The organism is Phenylobacterium sp. (assembly GCF_030693405.1).
Taxonomy (GTDB): domain Bacteria; phylum Pseudomonadota; class Alphaproteobacteria; order Caulobacterales; family Caulobacteraceae; genus Phenylobacterium.
This window is the reverse complement of record NZ_JAUYAW010000026.1, coordinates 1-20,047: the sequence shown is the minus strand read 5'-3', so window position 1 is coordinate 20,047 and position 20,047 is coordinate 1. Positions and strand designations below refer to the sequence as shown.

Here is a 20,047-nt window from a genome sequence, read left to right as displayed (position 1 = left end):
TTCGCGGTCTCTCCTGGCTGCACGTTCTGCTCATGATCCTTCTGGGCGCCGCTCTTACGGGGGCGCTCTGGCTGCAATGGATCCGCGCGCGCCGTGTGGGGGCGCTGGCCGAGCGGCTGACACCCGGCGCTCCAGCTGAGCCATCGACCGCTGAACCCGCAGCTTCGCCGGGTTCAGCCCCTGCTGTCATGTCGAAGGCGGCAGAAGCCGGAGCGCCCGCGCGGCGTCCCTGGATCGGCGTCCTGCGGATCAAGGCGATTTTCGACGAAACGCCCGGCGTGAAGACGTTCCGGCTGATGGAGCCAAACCTCGGCCCGTTCCCGTTCACTTTCCTTCCGGGACAGTACGCGACGGTCACCTCCGAGATCGATGGCAAGAAGGTCCGCCGATCCTACACCATCTCCTCTTCGCCCACGCAACGGGACTACATCGAGCTGACCGTGAAACGTGAGCAATACGGCTTGGAGTCTCGCCACCTCCACGACCGCGTCGACGCCGGCGATCTCATCGAGGTGGCCGCCCCCGCCGGGAGCTTCTTCTTCACCGGTCAGGAGGCGGAAGGCATCGTTCTGATCGCGGGCGGGGTTGGCATTACGCCTATGATGAGCGTGCTGCGCTATCTCACGGACCGCGCCTATCCCCACGACATCTACCTTCTCTACGGGGTGCGCACGCCCGCCGACATCATCTTCCGCGAGGAACTGGCGCATCTCGCGCGCCGGCACCCGAACGTCCACGTCACGACTGTCGTCTCTCAGCCCGAAGGGACCGAATGGGCTGGTTCCGTGGGGTTTATGACGCCCGAGTTTATCACCGCGGCCGTTCCGGAGATCGTCCGCCGCCGGGTCCATCTCTGTGGCCCGCCCGCGATGATGGAAGCGGTGAAGGGCGTCCTTCGCGGAATGGGCGTGCCGGACGATCAGGTGAAGACGGAGAACTTCGCGCCCCCGAAGGGTGGTCCAGTCCTGGAAACCCAGCCCCCCGCAGCCGCGGTCACGGCCGTCGTCGATGTCGCAGTCGCCTCTCCCTCGGCCCCGCCGTCGGCGCAGGCGACGGTGACCTTTGCCAAGTCCAACAAGTCCGGGCGCTTAGCGCCGGACCAATCGGTGCTGGAGGCCGCCGAGGCCATCGGCGTCGCCATCGACTACGAGTGCCGGGTCGGGATCTGCGGCCGCTGCAAGGTGCCACTGCGGCAGGGATCTGTGAGCATGGAGGTCCAGGATTCTCTGACGGAGGGGGAAAAGCGCGACGGGGTCATTCTCGCCTGCCAGGCGAAGTCCGTCGGCGACCTCGTCGTGGACGCGTGACATGACGCGAAGTGAGAAGGTCATTGTGGAAGGCCTGCTGAGCGCACTTGCGCTCACCGCGCCCGCCTTCCTGTTGCATTCAGCGCCCCGGTTTCCCGGGAGCTTGGCCGGCGGGGCCCTGGGCATAGCCGCAGCTGTGCTCTTTGTCGCCCTACTGGCGTACGCCCTCGTGAAGCGGCAGGGGCGGGTGAAGGCGCTGCTCAGCGCGCGGCAGGTCTCCCTTGGCGCGATTCTGACTTTCCACGTCTATGCCGGGGCGATCGGCGCGGTGCTGGGCGTCCTGCACTCAGGCCATAAGCTAGAGAGTCCCCTGGGGGTGGGGCTCATGGTCTCAATGCTTCTGGTCGTCGCCACCGGCTTTGTCGGACGCTACTTCCTCGTCGAGCTTGGCCAGGATTTGCGGGATCAACAACGCCAGCTCTCCGTGCTGAGGGATCGCTATGACAGCCTCGCGCTGTCCGCCGTCGGCCTGAAGGATGAGGTTGTGGTCGATCCCTCCGGCCTCAAGGTCAATCACCTGCTAGGCGCCATTTCCGACCTGGAGTTCGCCATCGGCGCCCGCGAGACTTTGAAGCGCGCGCTGAACCGGTGGGTGGTCACCCACATCCTCGCCGCCATCGTCATGTACACGCTGCTCGCGCTGCACATCTGGTCCGGCGTCTACTATGGACTGAGGTGGCTCCCATGAAGCTGCCGGGCCAGATCTACGCGGCGCTGAGCGTATTCGGCGTGGTCTTCGTCGTTGGGGTCGTGTGGACGCTTTGGCAAGGTGGCAGCCACGCCTTGCCTGGATGGACGGGCGCGGTGCGGCCGGGGGCCCTTTCCGAGGCCCACGCCTTTCTGGGTGACAAGTGTGAAAGCTGCCATGCGCCGGTCGCGGGTGTGACGGCGGAGAAGTGCGTCACCTGCCATGCGCCGGCGCAGGAGTTGCTGATGAAACCCGCGACCGCGTTTCACCAGAACATCGGGGACTGCAAAGGCTGTCACGTCGAGCACCAGGGTCGCGCCGTCCGGCCCACCAAAATGGATCACGCTGTGCTCGAGGCGGTCGCACAGCGGCGCGATGGCGGCTCGGGGAGCCTGCAGTGCGCCACCTGCCATGCGGTTCAAGATCCTCACGGCGGATTCTTCGGCAAGCAGTGCGCCAGCTGTCACCAGACCGAGAGCTGGGAGATCAAGACCTTCCTCCATCCGAGTCCCAAGTCCACTGACTGCGCGCAGTGCCACAAGGCGCCGCCCAGCCACTACATGATGCACTTCGAAATGATGGACCGTCCCATCTCAGGCCAGAAGGGGGCTCGGGTCGAACAGTGTTACCTCTGTCACCAGACCGACTCGTTCAACAACATCAAGGGCGTTGGCATGGTAAAGGTACATTGACCCGGACGTATCACGACGTTGCGACCGCCCTAGATTCCCGGCGCTGCTCATGAACCGCAGCCATCTCTGCGCCTCCGCCCGAGGGACTTGTCGAGCCCGCCTGGGTCGCCGGCCATTCCATCGCCGCAATCAAGATCGCGATCAATGCGGGCCACGCGCCCGCCGAGCGGGTAGCGAAGATGCCGGTTCTCGTCAGGCTGATGTCGACTGGCTTAGAGGAGAAGGGCATGACCCACGACGCTCGAGGTGTTGAAAACCGTGACGCCGTGCTCAACCGTGAGTGCTTCTGCATCACGCTGGATCGTGCCAGCCTCGTTGCGGCGATCCAGGCCGAAGCGCTGGACGCCGACCTCGCAGCGGCTCTGCTGGACGGCCGGCCGCACCTTTTCGCCGAAATGCCGGTGTTCCTCGCGCGCGCGGATCTGGACGCCATGCTTGCGGTCGTCGATGCGATCGAGGCGGCGGCCAGCGACCCCACTTATCAGGCGGCGGTGATGGCCTGGGCGCCCGAAATCGCGCGGCATGACTTCGGGCCCCGCGGCGTCTTCACGGGGTACGACTTCCATCTCGGCGCGAGCGGGCCGAAGCTGATCGAAGTCAACACCAACGCCGGCGGCGCCTTTCTGAACGCCTTCCTCGCCCGCGCCCAGGGTGCGTGCTGCCGCGAGGCGCGAGACGCGATCGAAGCGACGCCGGCCGCGAATTTCGAAGCGGCCGTGTGGCGGATGTTCGAGCAAGAGTGGCGGTCTCAGGGTCGCGCCAGTCAGCCGCGCACCCTCGCCATCATCGACGATCGCCCGACCGAGCAGTACCTCTTCCCTGAGTTCCTGCTCGCCCAGCGCGCGTTCAAGCGGCGCGGCCTGAAGGTCAGGATCGTCGATCCTGCAGAGTTGTCTTTCGCCCAGGGCCAGCTTCGGCACGGCGAGGAAGTGATCGATCTGGTTTACAACCGGCTGGTCGACTTCGCGCTGGATGGCGAGAGCCACGGGGCGCTGCGTGACGCCTATCTGGCGGGCGCTGTCGTTCTCACGCCTAATCCGCGCAACCACGCCCTCCTCGCGGACAAGCGGAACCTGACGGTGCTGTCCGACCCCGCCGCGCCGGCCGGTTGGGGACTGTCGCCCGCCCAGCGGCGCAGTCTCTCGGCGGTGCCTCGAACGATCCTGGTGAGCGCAGAGACCGCGGAGGCCCTGTGGTCGGCGCGCAAACGGTACTTCTTCAAGCCGGCGGGCGGCCACGGCGGCAAGGCGGTCTATCGCGGCGATAAGATGACCCGCGGGGTCTGGGAGGAGGTGCAGCGCGGGGGCTATATCGCCCAGGAACTGGCCGCACCGACCGAGCGGCGCATTAGAATCGACGGCGAGGTCCTGGCGCTCAAGCTTGACGTACGTCTCTACACCTACGTCGGCTTGCCGCTCCTCGCGGCGGCGCGAGTCTATCGGGGTCAGACAACGAACTTCCGCACGCCGGGCGGCGGCTTTGCGCCCGTCTTCGTGACGTGACGGGCGGAAGCGGCGCAGCTTTGATCTGCGGCAAGGGCGCGGCCGGCCGCGCGCGTAGTATTTGGCAGGGATCGGAGGGCGCATGGCCAAATTGACGCTGACGTCGCTAGGCGGCGCAGGAACGGTGACGGGCTCGAAGCACCTGCTTGAGCTTGGGGGGCGAAGCCTGCTCGTGGACTGCGGGCTGTTCCAGGGTCTGAAGGCCCTGCGCCTCAAGAACTGGGAGCCGCTGTCCCGCGAGGCGGCCTCCATCGACGCCGTGGTGTTGACCCATGCGCACCTCGATCACTCCGGCTACCTGCCACGGCTGGTGCGAGAAGGCTTCCGAGGCCCAATCTACTGCTCGGCGGCAACGGCCGATCTGGCGGAACTCCTGCTGCTGGACAGCGCCAAGATCCAGGAAAGCGACGCCGAGTTCGCGAATCGGCACGGCTTTTCCAAGCACAAGCCCGCGCTCCCGCTGTACGGCAAGCATGACGCCGAACGCGCCATTGGCCAGCTCCGGCCCGTCGCCTTCGGCAAACCGGTGGACCTTGGACATGGCGCCACGGCCACGTTCCGCTACGCGGGCCACATCCTGGGCGCCGCAACCGTCGAGATTCGGTGGGGCGGGAAGACTGTCGTCTTCTCGGGGGACCTCGGCCGCTACGACGATCCGATCACGCCCGATCCCGAGCCCGTGCCGCACGCCGACTACCTGATCGTGGAGTCCACCTATGGAGACCGTCGCCACGATCCGGTGGCGCCAGCGCAAGCGCTGCTGCAGGTGATCGAGCGCACGACCGCGCGGGGCGGCACTGTCGTGATTCCGGCGTTCGCCGTCGGGCGCGCCCAGGAGCTGCTCTACCTGCTGTCGAAACTCAAGCAGGATGGGGCGCTGCCTTTGACGCCCATCTATCTCGACAGTCCCATGGCGACTGATGCGACCGACCTTCTGTGTCGCCATGGGGCCGATCACAAGCTGGCCGAGGATGTCTGCCGGGCATCTTGCGAGGTCGCGACCTATACGCGCGACGTCGACGAGTCGAAGGCTCTAAGCCACAACAGCATGCCCAAGGTGATCATATCGGCCAGCGGCATGGCGACCGGCGGGCGCGTGCTGCACCATCTGAAGGCGTACGGCCCGGACGCCCGCAACACCGTGCTCTTCTCAGGCTATCAAGCGGCCGGAACCCGCGGGCAGGCGCTGCTCGGGGGCGCCCGCGAAGTGAAGATCCACGGGCAGTGGATCCCCATTCGAGCCGAGGTGGCGAACCTCCCGATGCTCTCGGCCCACGCGGACGTGGACGAGATCATGCGCTGGCTGGCCGGCTTCAAGCGCCCGCCGGCCCGGACGTTCATCGTCCACGGGGAGGATGACGGCCCAGTCGGACTGAAGGCGCGCATCGAGGCGGACCTGGGGTGGGATTGCACGATCTCCGCTCAGGACGAAGCCTACGGCCTGTCGTGACCGTGGAGGCGCAACCCCGTTCTCCCACACCGACCCTGAAGGCTCGGCGGCTGGGACTGTTCAGCCAGGACGACGCCGTCGTTCTCATGCGTTCGGACTGCCACGTCTGCCGCTCCGAGGGTCTCGGCCCGCGCTCGCAGGTGTTGCTAGTGGCGAATGGGCGCGAGGTGCTCGCGCTTCTGTACCAGGTGTCCGACGGCCTTCTTGGCCATGGGGAAGCGGGCCTGTCGGAAGCCGCCTGGGCGCGGCTGGGCATTGCCGAGGGGGCGGAGCTCACCGTCCGCCATCCGCCGCCTCTTGGCTCCCTCTCGGCGGTCCGGCGTCGGATCTACGGGCAGCGGCTCGATCTGGCGGCGCTCCAGTCGATCGTCAGGGATGTCGCCGCCGCACGCTACACGGACGTTCACCTTTCCGCTTTCCTCACCGCCTGCTCGGCGCTCCCTCTGGACCTCGAGGAGACGGTCGGCCTCACGCGCGCGATGATCGAGGTCGGCGAGCGGCTGACCTGGCCATCGCCGATTGTCATCGACAAGCACTCGGTCGGCGGGCTTCCCGGCAATCGCACCACCCCGATCGTCGTGGCAATCGTCGCGTCGCACGGTCTGCTGATGCCGAAGACATCGTCGCGCGCGATCACCAGTCCCGCCGGAACGGCTGACACCATGGAGACGCTCGCCCCCGTCGACCTGGACGTCGCCGCCATGCGGCGCGTGGTGGAGCGGGAGGGCGCCTGCCTGGTATGGGGCGGCTCGGTCCGCCTCAGTCCCGCCGACGACATCCTGATCCGGGTGGAGCGGGTGCTGGACATCGACACGCGAGGCCAACTGATCGCCTCAGTGCTGTCGAAGAAGATCGCCGCCGGATCGACCCACATCGTGATCGATATACCGGTTGGGGCGACGGCCAAGGTCAGGACCGACGAGGCGGCCGCTGAGCTTGCCGCGGAGCTGAGCGAGGTCGGGCGCGTCTTCGGCGTGGAACTGCGGTGTGTCATGACCGACGGCGTGCAGCCGGTCGGGCGCGGGATCGGTCCCGCGCTGGAAGCGCACGACGTTCTGGCCGTGCTGAAGAACGAAGCCCACGCTCCGCAGGACCTGCGGCGGCGCGCCTGCATGCTGGCCGGCGCCGCGCTCGAACTGGCCGGCCGAACCGCCGCCGGGACAGGCTTTGCGCTTGCCGAGACCACGCTCGCGGACGGACGGGCGTGGGCGAAGTTTGAGGCCATTTGCGAGGCTCAAGGCGGGCTGCGGCAGCCGCCGAAGGCCGCCCTGACGCACCCGGTTTTGGCATCCCGCGCAGGGCGGCTGACAAGCATCAACAACCGGACCCTAGCCAGGCTGGCCAAGCTCGCGGGCGCCCCGGACGCCAAGTCGGCAGGGGTCATGCTGCACGCGCGACTGGGCGACGACGTCGCCCAGGGACAACCGCTCATGACCGTGCACGCCGAAGCGGAAGGCGAATTGGCCTACGCGCTCGAATTCGCCGCCGCGAACCCCGACATCGTGCAACTGGAGGCCTGACATGCGTCTCATGCTGGCTCTGCCGGGCCATGAAGCCTTCGCCGCCAAGCTCGCTGAGGCCGCCGGCGCCGAGCTCGGGCGGCTCGAGACGCGCCAGTTCCCCGATGGCGAGCACTACGTTCGCATCTTGGACGACCCGGCCGGCCGCCAGGTCGACATCGTCTGCAGCCTGGTGCGCATCGACAGCGTCATCCTGACGCTCCTGTTCGTCGCTGCGGCCGCGCGTGAGCAGGGCGCCAAACGGGTGACGCTGGTCGCGCCGTACCTCGGCTATATGCGCCAGGACAAGGCGTTCAAGGCGGGGGAGGCGGTGACGTCACGCGCGTTCGCGCGCCTGCTCTCGGGCGCGTTCGACCGGCTGATCACCGTCGATCCTCATCTACATCGCTTCAAGACCCTCAGCGACCTCTACACCATCCCCTGTGTGACCCTCCATGCCGCGGATCTGCTCGGCGCCTGGATCCGTTCCGAAGTCCCAAATGCGCTGGTGATCGGACCGGACAGCGAGAGTGAGCAATGGGCTTCGGACGTGGCCGCGGCCGCTGACGCCCCGGTGGTCGTGTTGCGCAAAGAGCGGTTCGGCGATCGCGACGTCAGGATCACCTTTCCCGACCTGACCGCATTCGCCGGCCGTCAGCCGGTGCTGATCGACGACATTGCGTCTTCCGGCCGCACCTTGACGGCGGCGGCCCGCGAGCTCGGCTTGCGGGGGTTCCCGCCCCCGATCTGCGCCATCGTGCACGCGATCTTCGGGGGCGACGCCCTGACCGAGGTCGCCGGCGCTTCGGCGCGCGTCGTCTCCACCGACGCAGTGCCGCACGCCACGAACGCCATCTCCGTGGCCCCGCTCATCGCGACCGTCCTGCGCGAGGAAGTCGCTGGTGTCTGATCTCGACGTGGTCCTTCGGGTCGTCGCCGCCGCGGCCGTGGGCTTTCTGATCGGGCTCGAGCGGTCCCGACGGATCCGCTTCGTCGGCGCGCGCACGTTCGCGCTGATCGCCACAGCCGGCGCCATGGCCGGCGTCATCGCCATGCGACTCCACAGCGACGACGCGCGGGTCATCAGCACCGTGCTCCAAGGGGTGCTGATGGGGGTCGGGTTCGTCGGCGCCGGCGTGATCATGCACCCCGCCTGCGGTCGCTCGATCCACGGCGTGACGACCGCCGCAGCGGTCTGGGTATCCGCGCTCGCGGGCTTCGCCGCCGGCCTCGGGGAGTGGCTGCTCATGGCGCTGGGCGCTGGACTGACCTTCATCCTCTTGATGGCGCCGGAGCCGTTCGCCGCCAAGACGGCGGCGGCGGAGGAAACGAAGGACAAAGCCCCGCGCCGCTAGCGCCCTGGCGCGGTCACGCCTGCGCCTCTCCGGGCGGCGTCACGCTACGATCGATTGGAGGTCGCCATGCCGGGAGCCAAGTCCGTCGGACCATCGCCGACCGGCGCCGGTGGCGGCGCACGGCCCCAGGTCGGTGCGTTCCGCCATCGCCGCGAGGCGACCGCTCGGACGCCCGCGCGGCCGCGGGCCGTGTTCGACCGCCTGGACGACCAGACCCGGTTGGCCGAGCACATGGGCCGACCGTCCGTGATGATGGGCGGCGGTCGTATGACCTACGAGTTCGACGCGGGGCGTGGCCAGGCGGTGGGCTCGCACATCCGCATGGGCGGCGCGGCGTTTGGCTTGTCGCTCTTTGTCGACGAGGTGGTCACGGTCCGCGACCCGCCGCACCGTAAGGTCTGGCGCACAACGGGGGAGCCGAGGCTCCTGGTCATCGGCGGATACGAGATGGGCTTCGCCATCACCGAAGAGGGGGCCGGTTCGCGCCTGTCCGTCTGGATCGACTACGCCCTGCCGAGCCGGGGGTGGGCGAGGTGGCTTCCAGCCCTTGCGGGGCTTTACGCGCGCTGGTGCGTGCGTCGGATGGTGATCGACGCCGTCCAGCATTTCGCGTCGACCGAACGACAGTCGGCGTAGCGAGGGCTCACGTATGCGATGGCTGGCCAGCGCGCAGGCTCATCTCACATCGACGAAAGGGCTCGCCGCCGCCGTGCTCCTCATCCTGACGAGCTGCTCCGCAGAGCCCGGCGGCCCGCAGTCTGGCGAGGTCGCGCCTGCCGCCGCGGCGGACGAAATGGGGGAACCCCACGACCAGTCCGCCTTCGGGAAGGACCCGTCGCAAACCGACATCATGTCGCCGGACGAACCCGATTTGCACCCGGCGCCGCCGGCGGACGGGACCCGTCCGCGCTAGAGCTTTACGCTTCGTAGCCGCAAGGCGTTGGTCACCACGCTGACGCTGGACAGCGCCATGGCCGCCGCCGCGATCGCCGGCGAGAGCAGCCAGCCAAACACCGGGTAGAGGACGCCGGCCGCTACCGGCACGCCGGCCGCATTATAGACGAAGGCGAAGAAGAGGTTCTGGCGGATATTCCGCATCACGGCGCGGGACAGCCGCCGCGCCTTGACGATCCCCTGCAGATCGCCCTTCAGGAGGGTCACGCCCGCGCTCTCGATGGCCACGTCGGACCCCGCGCCCATGGCGATCCCAACTTCGGCCGCCGCCAGCGCCGGCGCATCGTTCACGCCATCTCCCGCCATCGCCACCTTGCGGCCCTCGGCGCGGAACTTCTCGACCACGGCCGCCTTGTCCTGCGGTAGAACCTCGGCCTCGACTTCGTCGATGCCGAGCTTGCGGGCCACGGCGAGCGCCGTGGTGCGGTTGTCGCCGGTCATCATGACGAGCCGCACGCCTTCGGCCTTCAGGAGGCGAACGGCTTCGGGCGTGGTGGCCTTGATGGGGTCGGCGATGGCGAACACCGCTGCGGCCTGTCCGTCCACCGCCATGAAGATTGCCGTAGCGCCGTCAGTGCGGAGCGACTCTGCCTGACTATCGAGTTCCCCGGTGTCGACCCCCTGTTCCTTCAGAAACTTGCCGGATCCGAGCACCAGACGCCGCCCGTCGATCGAGCCCAGAACGCCCTTGCCGACGGGCGAGTCAAAGTCGGACGGCTCTGAAAGGCTTAGCTTGCGATCGCTTGCGGCGCGGAGGATGGCGTCCGCGAGGGGATGCTCACTGCCACGCTCGAGGCTGGCGGCCAGGCGAAGCACTTCGGCTTCGTCCCAACCCGCGGCGGGCACGATGGCGGTGACCGCTGGCCGCCCCTCGGTGAGAGTTCCGGTCTTATCGATCACCAACGTGTCTATCTTTTCGAACCGCTCCAGGGCTTCGGCGTTTTTGATGAGCACGCCGGCCCCGGCGCCGCGACCGACCCCCACCATGATCGAGATCGGCGTCGCCAGTCCAAGTGCGCACGGGCAGGCGATGATCAGCACCGAGACCGCCGCGATGAGGCCGAAGGCAAACCTCGGCTCGGGACCAAAGACCCCCCAGCCGGCGAATGCCAGGACAGCGATCACGATCACCACTGGGACGAACCAGCCCGAGACTTGGTCGGCCATGCGCTGGATCGGCGCCCGAGAGCGCTGGGCCTGGGCGACCATGTGGACGATCTGCGACAGCAGGGTGTCGGCCCCGACCTTCTCGGCCCGCATCACGAAGGAGCCGGTCTTGTTGATCGAGCCGCCGACGACCTTGTCGCCTGCTTCCTTGGTCACGGGCATCGATTCCCCGGTGACCATCGACTCGTCGATCGAGACGCGGCCGTCCACGACCTCGCCGTCGACGGGGACTTTCTCGCCCGGCCGCACCCGCAGCTGGTCGCTCACCAGGATCTGGTCGAGCGTGACCTCTTCGTCAGTCCCATCCGTCCGGACCCGTCGCGCGGTCTTGGGCGCGAGGTCCAGCAGCGCCTTGATCGCACCCGAGGTCTGCTCGCGGGCCCGCAGTTCCAGCACCTGACCCAGCAGCACGAGGACCGTGATCACGGCCGCGGCTTCGAAGTAGATTGCAACGCTGCCATCGGTGCGCCGGAACGCCGAAGGGAAGATGTGCGGCGCCAGCGTGGCCACGACGCTGTAGGCCCAGGCCACCCCGATCCCCATGGCGATGAGGGTGAACATGTTGAGGTTGCGCGTCCGCAGGGACGCCCAGCCCCGTTCAAAGAAGGGCCAGCCGGCCCACAGCACGACGGGGGTCGCCAGGGCGAGCTGCACCCAGTTCGACGTCGTGGGCGAAATCCAGCGGTGCAGATCGAGGACATGCGCGCCCATCTCGAGCGCGAGAACGGGCAGGGTGAGGACGAGACCCACCCAGAACCGGCGGGTCATGTCGATCAGCTCGGGGTTCGGACCGCCTTCGGCGGTCGCGGTCTCCGGCTCGAGCGCCATGCCGCAGATGGGGCAGTTGCCCGGTCCCTCCTTCCGGATCTGGGGGTGCATCGGACAGGTGTAGATCGTCCCTGCCGGCGCCGCAGCGGACGGGGCCTCATCCTTGGTCAGGTATTTCGCCGGATCGGCGACGAACTTGGTGCGGCACCCGGCCGAGCAGAAGTGGAAGGTCTGCCCCGCATGCTCCGCGTGGTGCGGGGTGGTCGCCGGATCAACCGTCATGCCGCAGACCGGGTCGGTGACCGCCACGACAGCCGCCTGGCGGTCACTGGGGTCAGCATGATGATGGTGGGTATGGCCTTGACCGCTCATGGGGCCTCCTGTTCGGCGTATATATACCCCAGTGGGGCATGGATCAAATCGCGGCTTTCTGTATGTTGCCGCACCGAGCGGCGGAGGCTTTGATGGAACGCACGAACAAGCCACGTCTGATCAATCGGCTGAACCGGGTTGAAGGGCAGGTGCGAGGCATCTCCCGCATGGTGGAGCAGGATCGCTACTGCCTCGACATCCTGACGCAACTGCACGCCGCGAGGGCGGCGCTGCGTCGGGTTGAGGGCGAACTCGTGAAAGACCACCTCGAACACTGCGTCGCTGGTGCGATGGCGGCCAGCGGCGACGTGGCGGAGCGCGAACAGAAGACAGCCGAGCTGGTCGAGCTGATCGGCAAGCTCCGGAACTGATGGCGCTGGCGTCCCGCCGCAGCGGCGCTTGATCGATATCAAGGTTGGGTTTGGAGGGAACGCTAGGGTTTGGCATATTTCAATCGAGGGCACGGCGAGCCGCTGTCCGCCGACCAGCAAAGGACACACCCATGCGTACCCTATTCGTCGCCATCGCGGCCCTCGGCCTCGCCACCGCCAGCCAGAGCTACGCGCAGCCGGAACACGGGGATCACAAGGCCGCGGCCGACGCCACCGTTTCGGTCAAGGATCCCGCCAACCCAACCCACGAAGAGTGCAAGAGCGTCATGGGCCGGAAGATGGACGGCCGCGTCATGCATGACCACGCCTCCATGAAAGGCACTCCCGGGGTCATGAAGATGAAGCCGCTCAGCAAGGCCGAGATGGATAAGATGCACGGAAAGTGCGCCGCAAAGATGGCTGAAGCCAAGAAGTAGGAAAGCGGCCGACCGGCTGCGCCCTTCATGCTGCAGCCGGTCGGCCTCACTTTATCTGCCGCTTCGTTGACCCACCGACAGGACGCGACCCATGACCCATCTCTTGCCGCCCCGTCTGCTAAAGGCCTTGGCTGGCTCCGTCGCCTTGGCGGCGATCGGCCTGGCCGGGTGCGAGCAGAAGACGGAGGCTCCGGCGCCCGGCGCCCCGTCGCCCGTCGCCACGGCTCCGGCGACGACGCCCGACGCCCCGGGCGAAGCCGGCGAGCATCATTCCAGTTCGTCTGAAACCCTAGAAGAGGCTCGCGCCGAGGGGCACCGTGAAGGGATGGAGATGGAACGCGATGCGCATGAGCGCGGAATGGAGATGGGCGCCAAGGCGCATGCCGACGGCATGGGCGCCAAGAACGACGGCTCCATCCCGATGAAGAAAGCGGATCCGCCGATGAAGATGGACGGACACATGTAGGTGGCGCCGTCGGGTCCGGCCCTGTGCATTTCTGCCGTAGCGCACGAGCACGGGATGTTAATGACGCTTAGCCCGGAGCCGCCCACTGACGAACTCCCGTGCGTTTCCCATCTCCGGCAAGCTAGCTGTGAGGCTTCGCGTGAGCGTCACTGCGCTCCCATGATGAGTTCACCCCCACCCGCTTGAGCCCGGAAAAGACGAGCGGCAATACGCACGCGGAAGGCTGCTCCCTCGGTTTTTCAGTTCTACGGACAAAAGATTTCGCTCCTCGGCCCGTGCGGCGGAACGGAACTCCAGAATGAGGGTTCAGCGGCCATCCACCTGCATAGGATGACGGCCATGCACGCCCATGAAATAATAAGTACGCACCCCCAGGTGCGCGGAAACACAAACGACAGCCTGATCCGCTGCATCGAGGAATGCTTCGACTGCGCTCAGAGCTGCACGTCGTGCGCCGATGCCTGCCTGGGCGAGCAGATGGTCGCGCAGCTGACCCAATGCATTCGCCTGAACCTCGACTGCGCCGACATTTGCACGGCCGCTGGCCACATCGCATCACGCCGCACCGGCTCAAACGAACCGATCATCCAGAGTGTGCTGAGGGCATGCGAGGAGGCCTGCCGGCTCTGCGCGGAGGAATGCGACCGTCACGCCAGCATGCATGAGCACTGCCGCATCTGCGCCGAATCGTGCCGGCGCTGCGAACAGGCCTGTCAGGCCGCCCTCCAGACGTTTCACTGATCGCAAAAGGCTCCCAGATGAAAATGATCGCCATCGTTGCGGCTGCGGCCGCGCTGCTCGCCGCACCGGCCCTTGCTCAGCAGGGCCCCACCAGCATGCAACACGGCCAAATGGCCAAGCAGGACTACATGAAGGGCATGCAGGACATGCATCAGAAGATGATGTCCGCCAACGACGCCGATCCCGATCGAGCCTGGGCGCTCAAGATGATCGAGCACCATAGGGGCGGGGTCTCCATGTCGGAGGCGGTGCTGAAGCATGGTGACGACGCAGAGATCAAGAGGATGGCGCAGAAGACGGCGGACGAGCAGCGCAAGGAGATCGCTGAGCTACAGGCCTGGCTCGACAAGCATGGCGGACGCACGCCGAAGCCCTAAGCAGATCAGCCGCGGGCTCCTTGCGCCCGCCCAGGCCGATCAGATCGCTCGCCCTTGGACCCTGACCTAGATGTCAGGCGGCTGGGAGCCTGGTCGCATCTGGGCCCGAGTCTCAGGGGCGGGCCAAAGGCGATCCGCCCGGCGACGAATCCAAGCACGGGCCGGCCCCTCGAACAGTAGGTGAAGGGCGATGGCCGCCAGAAGCGACAGCGCCAAGAGCGCGGCTACCTCCCACCAGCCGAGTACATAGCCGCTGTCGCGCCCCTGGGCGGCCGACCAGACGCCCTTCCAGGCGATCAGGATGGGCATGTGGACGAGATAGAGCGCGTAGGAGGCTTCGCCCCCGAGGCGGGGCCAGCGCGCCTTGAGGACACCCTCGGCCTGTACCTTCGAGAGCATAGCCAGAGCCAGTACGAGCGGGCCCGCTGCAGCGACGATCCATCGGTCGTCGGCCTTCAGGTGCATCAGCGCGACGAGAAGAATCGCCGCCGCCCCGGCGAACAGGACGGCGGCCCGGCGACCAAGCAGCAGGCGTTCTCCTAAGCGGTAGAGGGCCACGCCGTAGAGGAATTCGGGGATGATGCGCAGTATGCCCATGCTCGCTTCAGCGTGCACTACAATGTCGTCGAACAGGGCTTGGTAGACTTGGTCCAGCGCCAGGAAGAGCAGGGCGGTCAGCGCTAAGAGCAGCATCGGCCGGCGCCGAAGCTTCAGACCGATCCACGCAAATACCGGGAAGGCGAGATAGGCGAACCACTCGGCGGACAGCGACCAGGAGGGACCGTTCCATTCGGCTTTCACCACCTCCGGGAGCCAGGCGTGAACGAGGAGCAGTGTCGTGACGAGGCCGGCGGGATTGTAGAGATTGCGGTCGAACTCAGCGCCCACCAGGCTCGCCGTGGTGACCATGACCAGCACGAAGGCGAGCACAGCCAGGTGCGCCGGGTAGATTCGGGCGAAGCGGGCGATCAGGAACCTGCCATAATTCATCCGGTTTCCGGCGATCGCATCGCGATAGGCGTGGGTCAGGACAAAGCCGGAGAGGATGAAGAAGGCGTCGACCCCGAGCCGCGCCCGGTCGAAGAACCCGGTCGACGACATGGCGTCCCAAGGCCACTGCAGCTGATAGTGGAAGAGCACCACCCCCAAGGCCAACAAGAAGCGTACGCTGGTAAGAGCCGGGAGATCGGCTGGAAACACGCCTCCAGCCTCGCGCGCTTCGCTTTCGCGACGAACCATTGCAGCCCCCCAGCTCCCGACCTCTATAGGACATACGCGGGACGGCGCCGCCGGCCCTCAGTTGAGGGGAGCCCACCAGATCCTGCGTATAGAGTCATGACGAATGATCGGGGTGTTGCGATGAACGACGGACTTGATGACGAACTGAGAGCGCTTCGATCGGAGCCGCTACCCGCCAGCTACCAGAGGCTGGAGGCGAGGGTCTGGAAGGGCATCGAGCGCGTCCGCCAAGCGCGGGCGGCGGCGCCGACGCTTTATGTGGCTCGAGCCGCGGCCGTGATTGGCGCGCTGGGGTTGGGCGTGGCGAGCGGTGGGGTGACTGCAGCAGCGGTGGCGGCGCAGTCGCAAGAGGTGTCCGCCTTCTCTGTCAAGGCAGAGCTCGCGCCCTCGACCCTTCTGGATCACCACGGATGAGTTTCTTCAGCCGTGGGCTGATCCTCACGCTGCTCCTGACGGTCATCGCGGCCGTTGGGGGAACCTGGATTGGCGCGCGCTACATCTATGACCAGCGTCACCAGCCTTCGTTGCATGAGTTCGTCCACGAAGAGCTGAAGCTCGCCCCCGAGCAGCGGAAGCGGCTGGACGTGCTCGAGCAAGACTTCGCGGTCCGGCGTCGGGCGCGGGAGGCCGAGTTGCGCGCCGCCAACGCCGAGCTCGCCCGGGCCATTCAGGTGCGTCACGAGTACTCGCCGGAGGTGAAGGCCGCGGTCGAACGGTTCCACGACGCCATGGGGGCCCTTCAGAACGAAACCATCCTGCACGTCCTGGCGATGCGCACCGTGTTGACGCCGGACCAGGCCGCGCAGTTCGACAAGCGTGTCGCTGAGGCCCTCACTGAACAGGCGCCGTGACGCTTGAGGAAGAGACGGACGCCGATCTCGTCCTGCGCGCGCTGGACGGGGAGGATCGGGCGTTCACGACGCTCATGCGGCGGCACAACCCGCCGCTCTACGGCTTTGTGCGTCGCTACGTCGCCGATGCCGACGCCGCCGTCGACGTCGTGCAGGAGACCTTCGTGGCGGCGTGGAAGGCGCTCGCGCGCTTTGACGGCCAACGCGCCTTTCCCGTATGGCTCCGCGCCATCGCGCTGAACAAATGCCGTGATCGCGCCCGCCGTCTGGCGGTGCGCCGGCTCATCCTGGGCGAGAAGGACGAGCAATCCCCCGAGGCTCAGGCGCAGCCTGACCCGGCACCCGATGGCGAGGAGGCGACCGTCTCGGCGCAGCGTCGGGCCGTCATCCAGAAGGCCATCGACCGCCTGCCGATCAAGCTGAAGGAGCCGTTGCTCCTGACGTATTTCGACGAGCTCACGCAGCAGGAAGCCGCCTTGCTCCTGGGTGTGACCGTCAAGACCGTCGAGACGCGCGTCTACCGGGCCCGCCAGCAGCTTGCGGAGCTTATCGACCGCTCGGCGATTTAATCCTCGGAAGTTCAGGGGCGATGGCCCCGAGCTGCGTAGAGCTTGTGTGGTCGGGGCGCTTGACCTTCCCACAGTGGGAAGCCCCATCACCTCGTGTGTTGTTTCGATCGTAGGATTTCGAATGTCCCGGCCACGACCTGACCTTGACCGCCGCACCTTGATCAAAGGGGCGGCCATACTCGGGGGCGGAGCGGCGATCAGTTCGCTGCTGCCCGCCTGGGCGCAGAGCGCGACGCCGGGCCTACTCTCGACCCTCCCGACCCTTTCGGGCGAGGACATCAAGCTGACGATCGGCCACACACCGATCACGATCGACGGCGAGCGCCGACACGCGGTGACGATCAATGGGACCGTGCCCGGTCCGCTCATTCGTCTGAAAGAAGGTCAGCGGGTCCGGATCGCGGTGACGAACACCCTCGATGAGGACACCTCGATCCACTGGCATGGGCTGCTGGTGCCTTTCGAGATGGACGGCGTTCCGGGGGTCAGCTTTCCCGGCATCCGCCCCGGCGAGACCTTCGTCTACGAGTTCCCGATCATTCAGTCAGGCACCTACTGGTACCATAGCCACTCGGGTCTGCAGGAGGCGGAGGGCCACTACGCCCCCATCGTCATCGAGCCGGCGAAGCCCGATCCCGTCGCTTACGACCGCGAGCACGTCTTGGTGCTAGCTGACCATAGCGAGATGCACCCGCACCTGATTTTCAAGCGGCTGAAGCAGCAGGGCGGGGTCTTCAATTATCAGCGCCAGACGATCGCCGGCCTGCTTGCCGGTAAGGACCAAACCCTCGCCGAACGGATCGAATGGGCCAAGATGCTCATGGATCCGACCGACATCTCGGACGTCACCGGCGCGGTGATGACCTTCCTCGTCAACGGCCACGGCCCCAAGGACAACTGGACCGGGCTCTTCAAGCCCGGCGAGCGGGTGCGCCTGCGCTTTATCAACAGTGCGGCGCAGATGGTCTTCAACGTCCGCATTCCGGGCCTGAAGCTCACGGTCGTCGCAGCCGACGGCCAGAATGTCCGGCCCGTCGAGGTGGACGAGTTCCAGATCGGCAACGCCGAGACCTACGACGTGATCGTCCACCCGACCGAGGATCGCGCCTACACGATCGTTTCGGAGGCGATCGACCGCTCTGGCATGGGACGGGCGACCCTGGCGCCCCGCGCTGGGATGAGCGCGGCCGTGCCGCCGCTACGTGAGCGGCCCATTTTGACCATGAAGGACATGGGCATGGACATGTCGGCGCACGCCGGCATGGGCGCTACGGGCATGGCTGGAATGGACCACTCCAGCATGCCGGGGATGGATCATAGCGCCATGCCGGGCATGGCCGCCGGGCCGCCGCCCGGCATGGCGCCGCCGCGCCAGCGTGGCTCGGATGTGATGGGCGACATGGGCGGCATGGACATGAACATGCTGGACTGGTCGAAGGCCCCTCAAATCAAGAAGGGGCCGGGCGTGCAGATGATCGCGCCCATGCCGATGGATCGCACCGGCGATCCCGGCCTTGGGCTGGAAAGCGTCGGTCATCGGGTGCTGGTCTACAAGGACCTCATCGCGCTGGATCCCAACCCCGACCCCAGGCCGCCGGATCGCGCGATGGACATCCATCTCACCGGCAACATGGAGCGGTTCATCTGGGGCTTCGACGGCTGGAAGTTCAGCGAGAGCCCGCCGGCCTATTCCTTCCGGGCCGGTGAGCGGGTGCGCGTCACCCTCATCAACGACTCGATGATGACGCACCCCATCCACTTGCACGGGCACTTCTTCGAGCTTGTGCACGGGCCGGTCGGCTATCTGCCGCGCAAGCATACGGTGAACGTCATGCCGGGCGGCAAGGTGTCGTTCGATTTCACCGCCGAGGGGGGTGACTGGGCTTTCCACTGCCACATGCTTTACCACATGCACGCGGGCATGTTCCAAGTCTTCAAGGTGCGTCCGGTCGAAGGAGCGGCGGCATGATCCGGACCTCCCTCCTAGCCCTGGCGCTGGCCAGCTCGGCCACAGCCGCCGCCGCCCAGGCCGCCGATCCCCACGCCGGTCATGCGATCCCGGCGCAGCCTCCCGCGCCCACGGATCCGCACGCAGGCCACGCCATGCCCGCCGCGCCGAAGCCGTCGGCCGATCCCCATGCGGGCCACGCGATGCCGGAGCCGCCGAACGCCTCGAGCCCATCGCAGCCGACCCAAGGCGCCGCCTCAGCAGCGCCCGTGGACCCCCATGCCGGGCACGCCATGCCCGCACAACCTGCGGCTTCCGCCGATCCGCATGCCGGACACACCATGCCGGGCCCAGCGGACCCTCATGCGGGACACACGATGTCGCCGATGCAAGGCGGCCAGACCGCGGCCGCCTTGCCTGTCGGCAATGCGCCGGCGCCGGCCGTGATCACCGACAGCGTGGCCGATCAGGTCTTCGGGACGGGGCCGATGCAACGCGCCAGGGGAATCCTCGCGCGCGAGCACGGGGGTGTACGGATCGCGAAGCTGATGCTCAACCTCGCAGAGTACCAATCCCAGCCACTGGGCGGCGGCTATCGATGGGATGTTGAAGGCTGGTACGGCGGCGACATCAACAGGTTTGTCCTCAAGTCCGAAGGCGAGGGCTCTGGAGGCGAGGGGGTCGAGCTCGCCGAAGTTCAGGCGCTCTATTCCCGCGCAGTGGCTCGTTATACCGACGTGCAAGTCGGAGTACGTCGTGACTTCGGGTCCGGAAATTCGCGAACCTACGCGACAGTCGGGGTTGAAAGCCTCTTCCCCTATTGGTTCGAAGTCGAAGCCGCAGCGTTCTTGTCCGATCGCGGCGACCTGACCGGGCGGGTCGAGGGAACCTACGACCTGCGACTGACCCAGCGCGTGGTCCTTCAGCCGCAGGCAGAGTTGAGGCTTTCGGCGCAGAAGCTCCCAAGACTCAACACTGGCTCTGGAATCACGCACGCAGAGCTCGGGCTCCGCCTCCGCTATGAGGTTCGCCGCGAATTCGCGCCCTACATCGGTGTTGCCTATGAGCGTGCCTTCGGGGGGACCGCGGATTTCCTCCGGTCCGCCGGGGAGGACGTCGAGAGCACGACTTTTGTGATCGGACTTCGTGCGTGGTTTTAGGTTGGTCTGGGTGAAGCCGGCGGGAACAAGACGTCTCACGCCCGGCCAATCGGGCAGGTGTTGCCTGACGCGTTCGGAAGATAGGGAAGTTTGCAAGCAAGGCTTGCGCTATTGGGAACAGCATCTCTCAGGAG

22 protein-coding genes are annotated in these 20,047 nt (G+C 66.9%); 20 read left to right on the top strand and 2 right to left on the bottom strand.

From position 1 onward, the window contains the following. The 10 genes from Q8N19_RS05170 to Q8N19_RS05125 form a co-directional block, all read left to right on the top strand. The coding region (locus tag Q8N19_RS05170) for an FAD-binding oxidoreductase (RefSeq protein ID WP_305588532.1) at positions 1 to 1,307 on the top strand (1,307 nt) is incomplete at its 5' end. A gap of 1 nt (position 1,308) precedes the next feature. Next, positions 1,309 to 1,995, top strand: a complete 687-nt coding sequence (locus Q8N19_RS05165) for a hypothetical protein (RefSeq protein WP_304714267.1) — start codon at positions 1,309 to 1,311, stop codon at positions 1,993 to 1,995. Continuing rightward, the gene (locus tag Q8N19_RS05160) at positions 1,992 to 2,687 is read left to right on the top strand and encodes a cytochrome C (protein WP_293396226.1); all 696 of its coding nucleotides are present in this window, start codon (positions 1,992 to 1,994) and stop codon (positions 2,685 to 2,687) included. Before Q8N19_RS05165 ends, Q8N19_RS05160 begins: the two co-directional genes overlap by 4 nt. 227 nt (positions 2,688 to 2,914) lie before the next feature. After that, positions 2,915 to 4,189: a hypothetical protein gene (locus Q8N19_RS05155; protein ID WP_304714266.1), complete on the top strand. Its 1,275-nt coding sequence runs from the start codon at positions 2,915 to 2,917 to the stop codon at positions 4,187 to 4,189. Positions 4,190 to 4,271: 82 nt separating this feature from the next. Then, positions 4,272 to 5,639, top strand: coding sequence for an MBL fold metallo-hydrolase RNA specificity domain-containing protein (locus tag Q8N19_RS05150; RefSeq protein WP_304714265.1), 1,368 nt, complete (start codon positions 4,272 to 4,274; stop codon positions 5,637 to 5,639). Beyond that, a complete protein-coding gene (locus Q8N19_RS05145) occupies positions 5,636 to 7,159 on the top strand; it encodes a thymidine phosphorylase family protein (protein WP_304714264.1) in 1,524 nt (507 codons plus the stop codon). Before Q8N19_RS05150 ends, Q8N19_RS05145 begins: the two co-directional genes overlap by 4 nt. 1 nt (position 7,160) lies before the next feature. Continuing rightward, the gene (locus tag Q8N19_RS05140) at positions 7,161 to 8,048 is read left to right on the top strand and encodes a ribose-phosphate diphosphokinase (protein WP_066680668.1); all 888 of its coding nucleotides are present in this window, start codon (positions 7,161 to 7,163) and stop codon (positions 8,046 to 8,048) included. After that, positions 8,041 to 8,493: an MgtC/SapB family protein gene (locus Q8N19_RS05135; RefSeq protein WP_066680670.1), complete on the top strand. Its 453-nt coding sequence runs from the start codon at positions 8,041 to 8,043 to the stop codon at positions 8,491 to 8,493. Before Q8N19_RS05140 ends, Q8N19_RS05135 begins: the two co-directional genes overlap by 8 nt. Positions 8,494 to 8,559: 66 nt before the next feature. Further along, positions 8,560 to 9,129 carry an SRPBCC family protein gene (locus tag Q8N19_RS05130; protein WP_305588531.1) on the top strand — a complete coding sequence of 190 codons (570 nt, stop codon included), beginning with the start codon at positions 8,560 to 8,562 and terminating at the stop codon, positions 9,127 to 9,129. Between the two features lie 13 nt (positions 9,130 to 9,142). Continuing rightward, a complete protein-coding gene (locus Q8N19_RS05125; protein ID WP_293395153.1) occupies positions 9,143 to 9,406 on the top strand; it encodes a hypothetical protein in 264 nt (87 codons plus the stop codon). Here the strand turns inward: Q8N19_RS05125 and Q8N19_RS05120 are convergent. After that, complete coding sequence (locus Q8N19_RS05120; RefSeq protein WP_066680673.1) at positions 9,403 to 11,754, bottom strand: heavy metal translocating P-type ATPase; 2,352 nt, start codon at positions 11,752 to 11,754, stop codon at positions 9,403 to 9,405. The genes Q8N19_RS05125 and Q8N19_RS05120 overlap by 4 nt on opposite strands. A 92-nt stretch (positions 11,755 to 11,846) precedes the next feature. Between Q8N19_RS05120 and Q8N19_RS05115 the strand changes: the two genes are divergently transcribed. The 5 genes from Q8N19_RS05115 to Q8N19_RS05095 all read left to right on the top strand — a co-directional run bounded on the left by Q8N19_RS05115 (position 11,847) and on the right by Q8N19_RS05095 (position 14,146). Continuing rightward, the gene (locus tag Q8N19_RS05115; RefSeq protein WP_066680674.1) at positions 11,847 to 12,125 is read left to right on the top strand and encodes a metal-sensitive transcriptional regulator; all 279 of its coding nucleotides are present in this window, start codon (positions 11,847 to 11,849) and stop codon (positions 12,123 to 12,125) included. Positions 12,126 to 12,256: 131 nt separating this feature from the next. Next, positions 12,257 to 12,562, top strand: coding sequence for a hypothetical protein (locus Q8N19_RS05110; RefSeq protein WP_066680675.1), 306 nt, complete (start codon positions 12,257 to 12,259; stop codon positions 12,560 to 12,562). A gap of 91 nt (positions 12,563 to 12,653) precedes the next feature. Then, a complete protein-coding gene (locus tag Q8N19_RS05105) occupies positions 12,654 to 13,028 on the top strand; it encodes a hypothetical protein (protein ID WP_257835849.1) in 375 nt (124 codons plus the stop codon). Positions 13,029 to 13,367: 339 nt separating this feature from the next. Then, positions 13,368 to 13,769 carry a four-helix bundle copper-binding protein gene (locus Q8N19_RS05100; RefSeq protein ID WP_293395145.1) on the top strand — a complete coding sequence of 134 codons (402 nt, stop codon included), beginning with the start codon at positions 13,368 to 13,370 and terminating at the stop codon, positions 13,767 to 13,769. A 17-nt stretch (positions 13,770 to 13,786) separates the two neighbouring features. Further along, positions 13,787 to 14,146 carry a DUF305 domain-containing protein gene (locus tag Q8N19_RS05095; protein ID WP_304714263.1) on the top strand — a complete coding sequence of 120 codons (360 nt, stop codon included), beginning with the start codon at positions 13,787 to 13,789 and terminating at the stop codon, positions 14,144 to 14,146. 66 nt (positions 14,147 to 14,212) lie between these two features. On the opposite strand, the gene Q8N19_RS05090 is transcribed toward Q8N19_RS05095, so the two are convergent. Next, positions 14,213 to 15,346 carry an acyltransferase gene (locus Q8N19_RS05090; RefSeq protein WP_304714262.1) on the bottom strand — a complete coding sequence of 378 codons (1,134 nt, stop codon included), beginning with the start codon at positions 15,344 to 15,346 and terminating at the stop codon, positions 14,213 to 14,215. A gap of 159 nt (positions 15,347 to 15,505) precedes the next feature. Here Q8N19_RS05090 and Q8N19_RS05085 point away from each other — a divergent pair, with 159 nt between their 5' ends. The 5 genes from Q8N19_RS05085 to Q8N19_RS05065 all read left to right on the top strand — a co-directional run bounded on the left by Q8N19_RS05085 (position 15,506) and on the right by Q8N19_RS05065 (position 19,913). Continuing rightward, positions 15,506 to 15,799 (top strand): hypothetical protein, encoded by a 294-nt coding sequence (locus Q8N19_RS05085; RefSeq protein WP_305588530.1) that lies wholly within the window; start codon positions 15,506 to 15,508, stop codon positions 15,797 to 15,799. Further along, positions 15,796 to 16,236 carry a periplasmic heavy metal sensor gene (locus tag Q8N19_RS05080; protein ID WP_257817718.1) on the top strand — a complete coding sequence of 147 codons (441 nt, stop codon included), beginning with the start codon at positions 15,796 to 15,798 and terminating at the stop codon, positions 16,234 to 16,236. Before Q8N19_RS05085 ends, Q8N19_RS05080 begins: the two co-directional genes overlap by 4 nt. Continuing rightward, entirely contained in the window at positions 16,233 to 16,805 is a 573-nt protein-coding gene (locus tag Q8N19_RS05075) for an RNA polymerase sigma factor (RefSeq protein ID WP_304714260.1), read from the top strand. The genes Q8N19_RS05080 and Q8N19_RS05075 overlap by 4 nt, the downstream gene beginning before the upstream one ends. Before the next feature lie 121 nt (positions 16,806 to 16,926). Beyond that, positions 16,927 to 18,774: a copper resistance system multicopper oxidase gene (locus tag Q8N19_RS05070; protein WP_305588529.1), complete on the top strand. Its 1,848-nt coding sequence runs from the start codon at positions 16,927 to 16,929 to the stop codon at positions 18,772 to 18,774. Then, positions 18,771 to 19,913, top strand: a complete 1,143-nt coding sequence (locus tag Q8N19_RS05065; protein ID WP_305588528.1) for a copper resistance protein B — start codon at positions 18,771 to 18,773, stop codon at positions 19,911 to 19,913. Before Q8N19_RS05070 ends, Q8N19_RS05065 begins: the two co-directional genes overlap by 4 nt. Positions 19,914 to 20,047 lie beyond the last annotated feature (134 nt).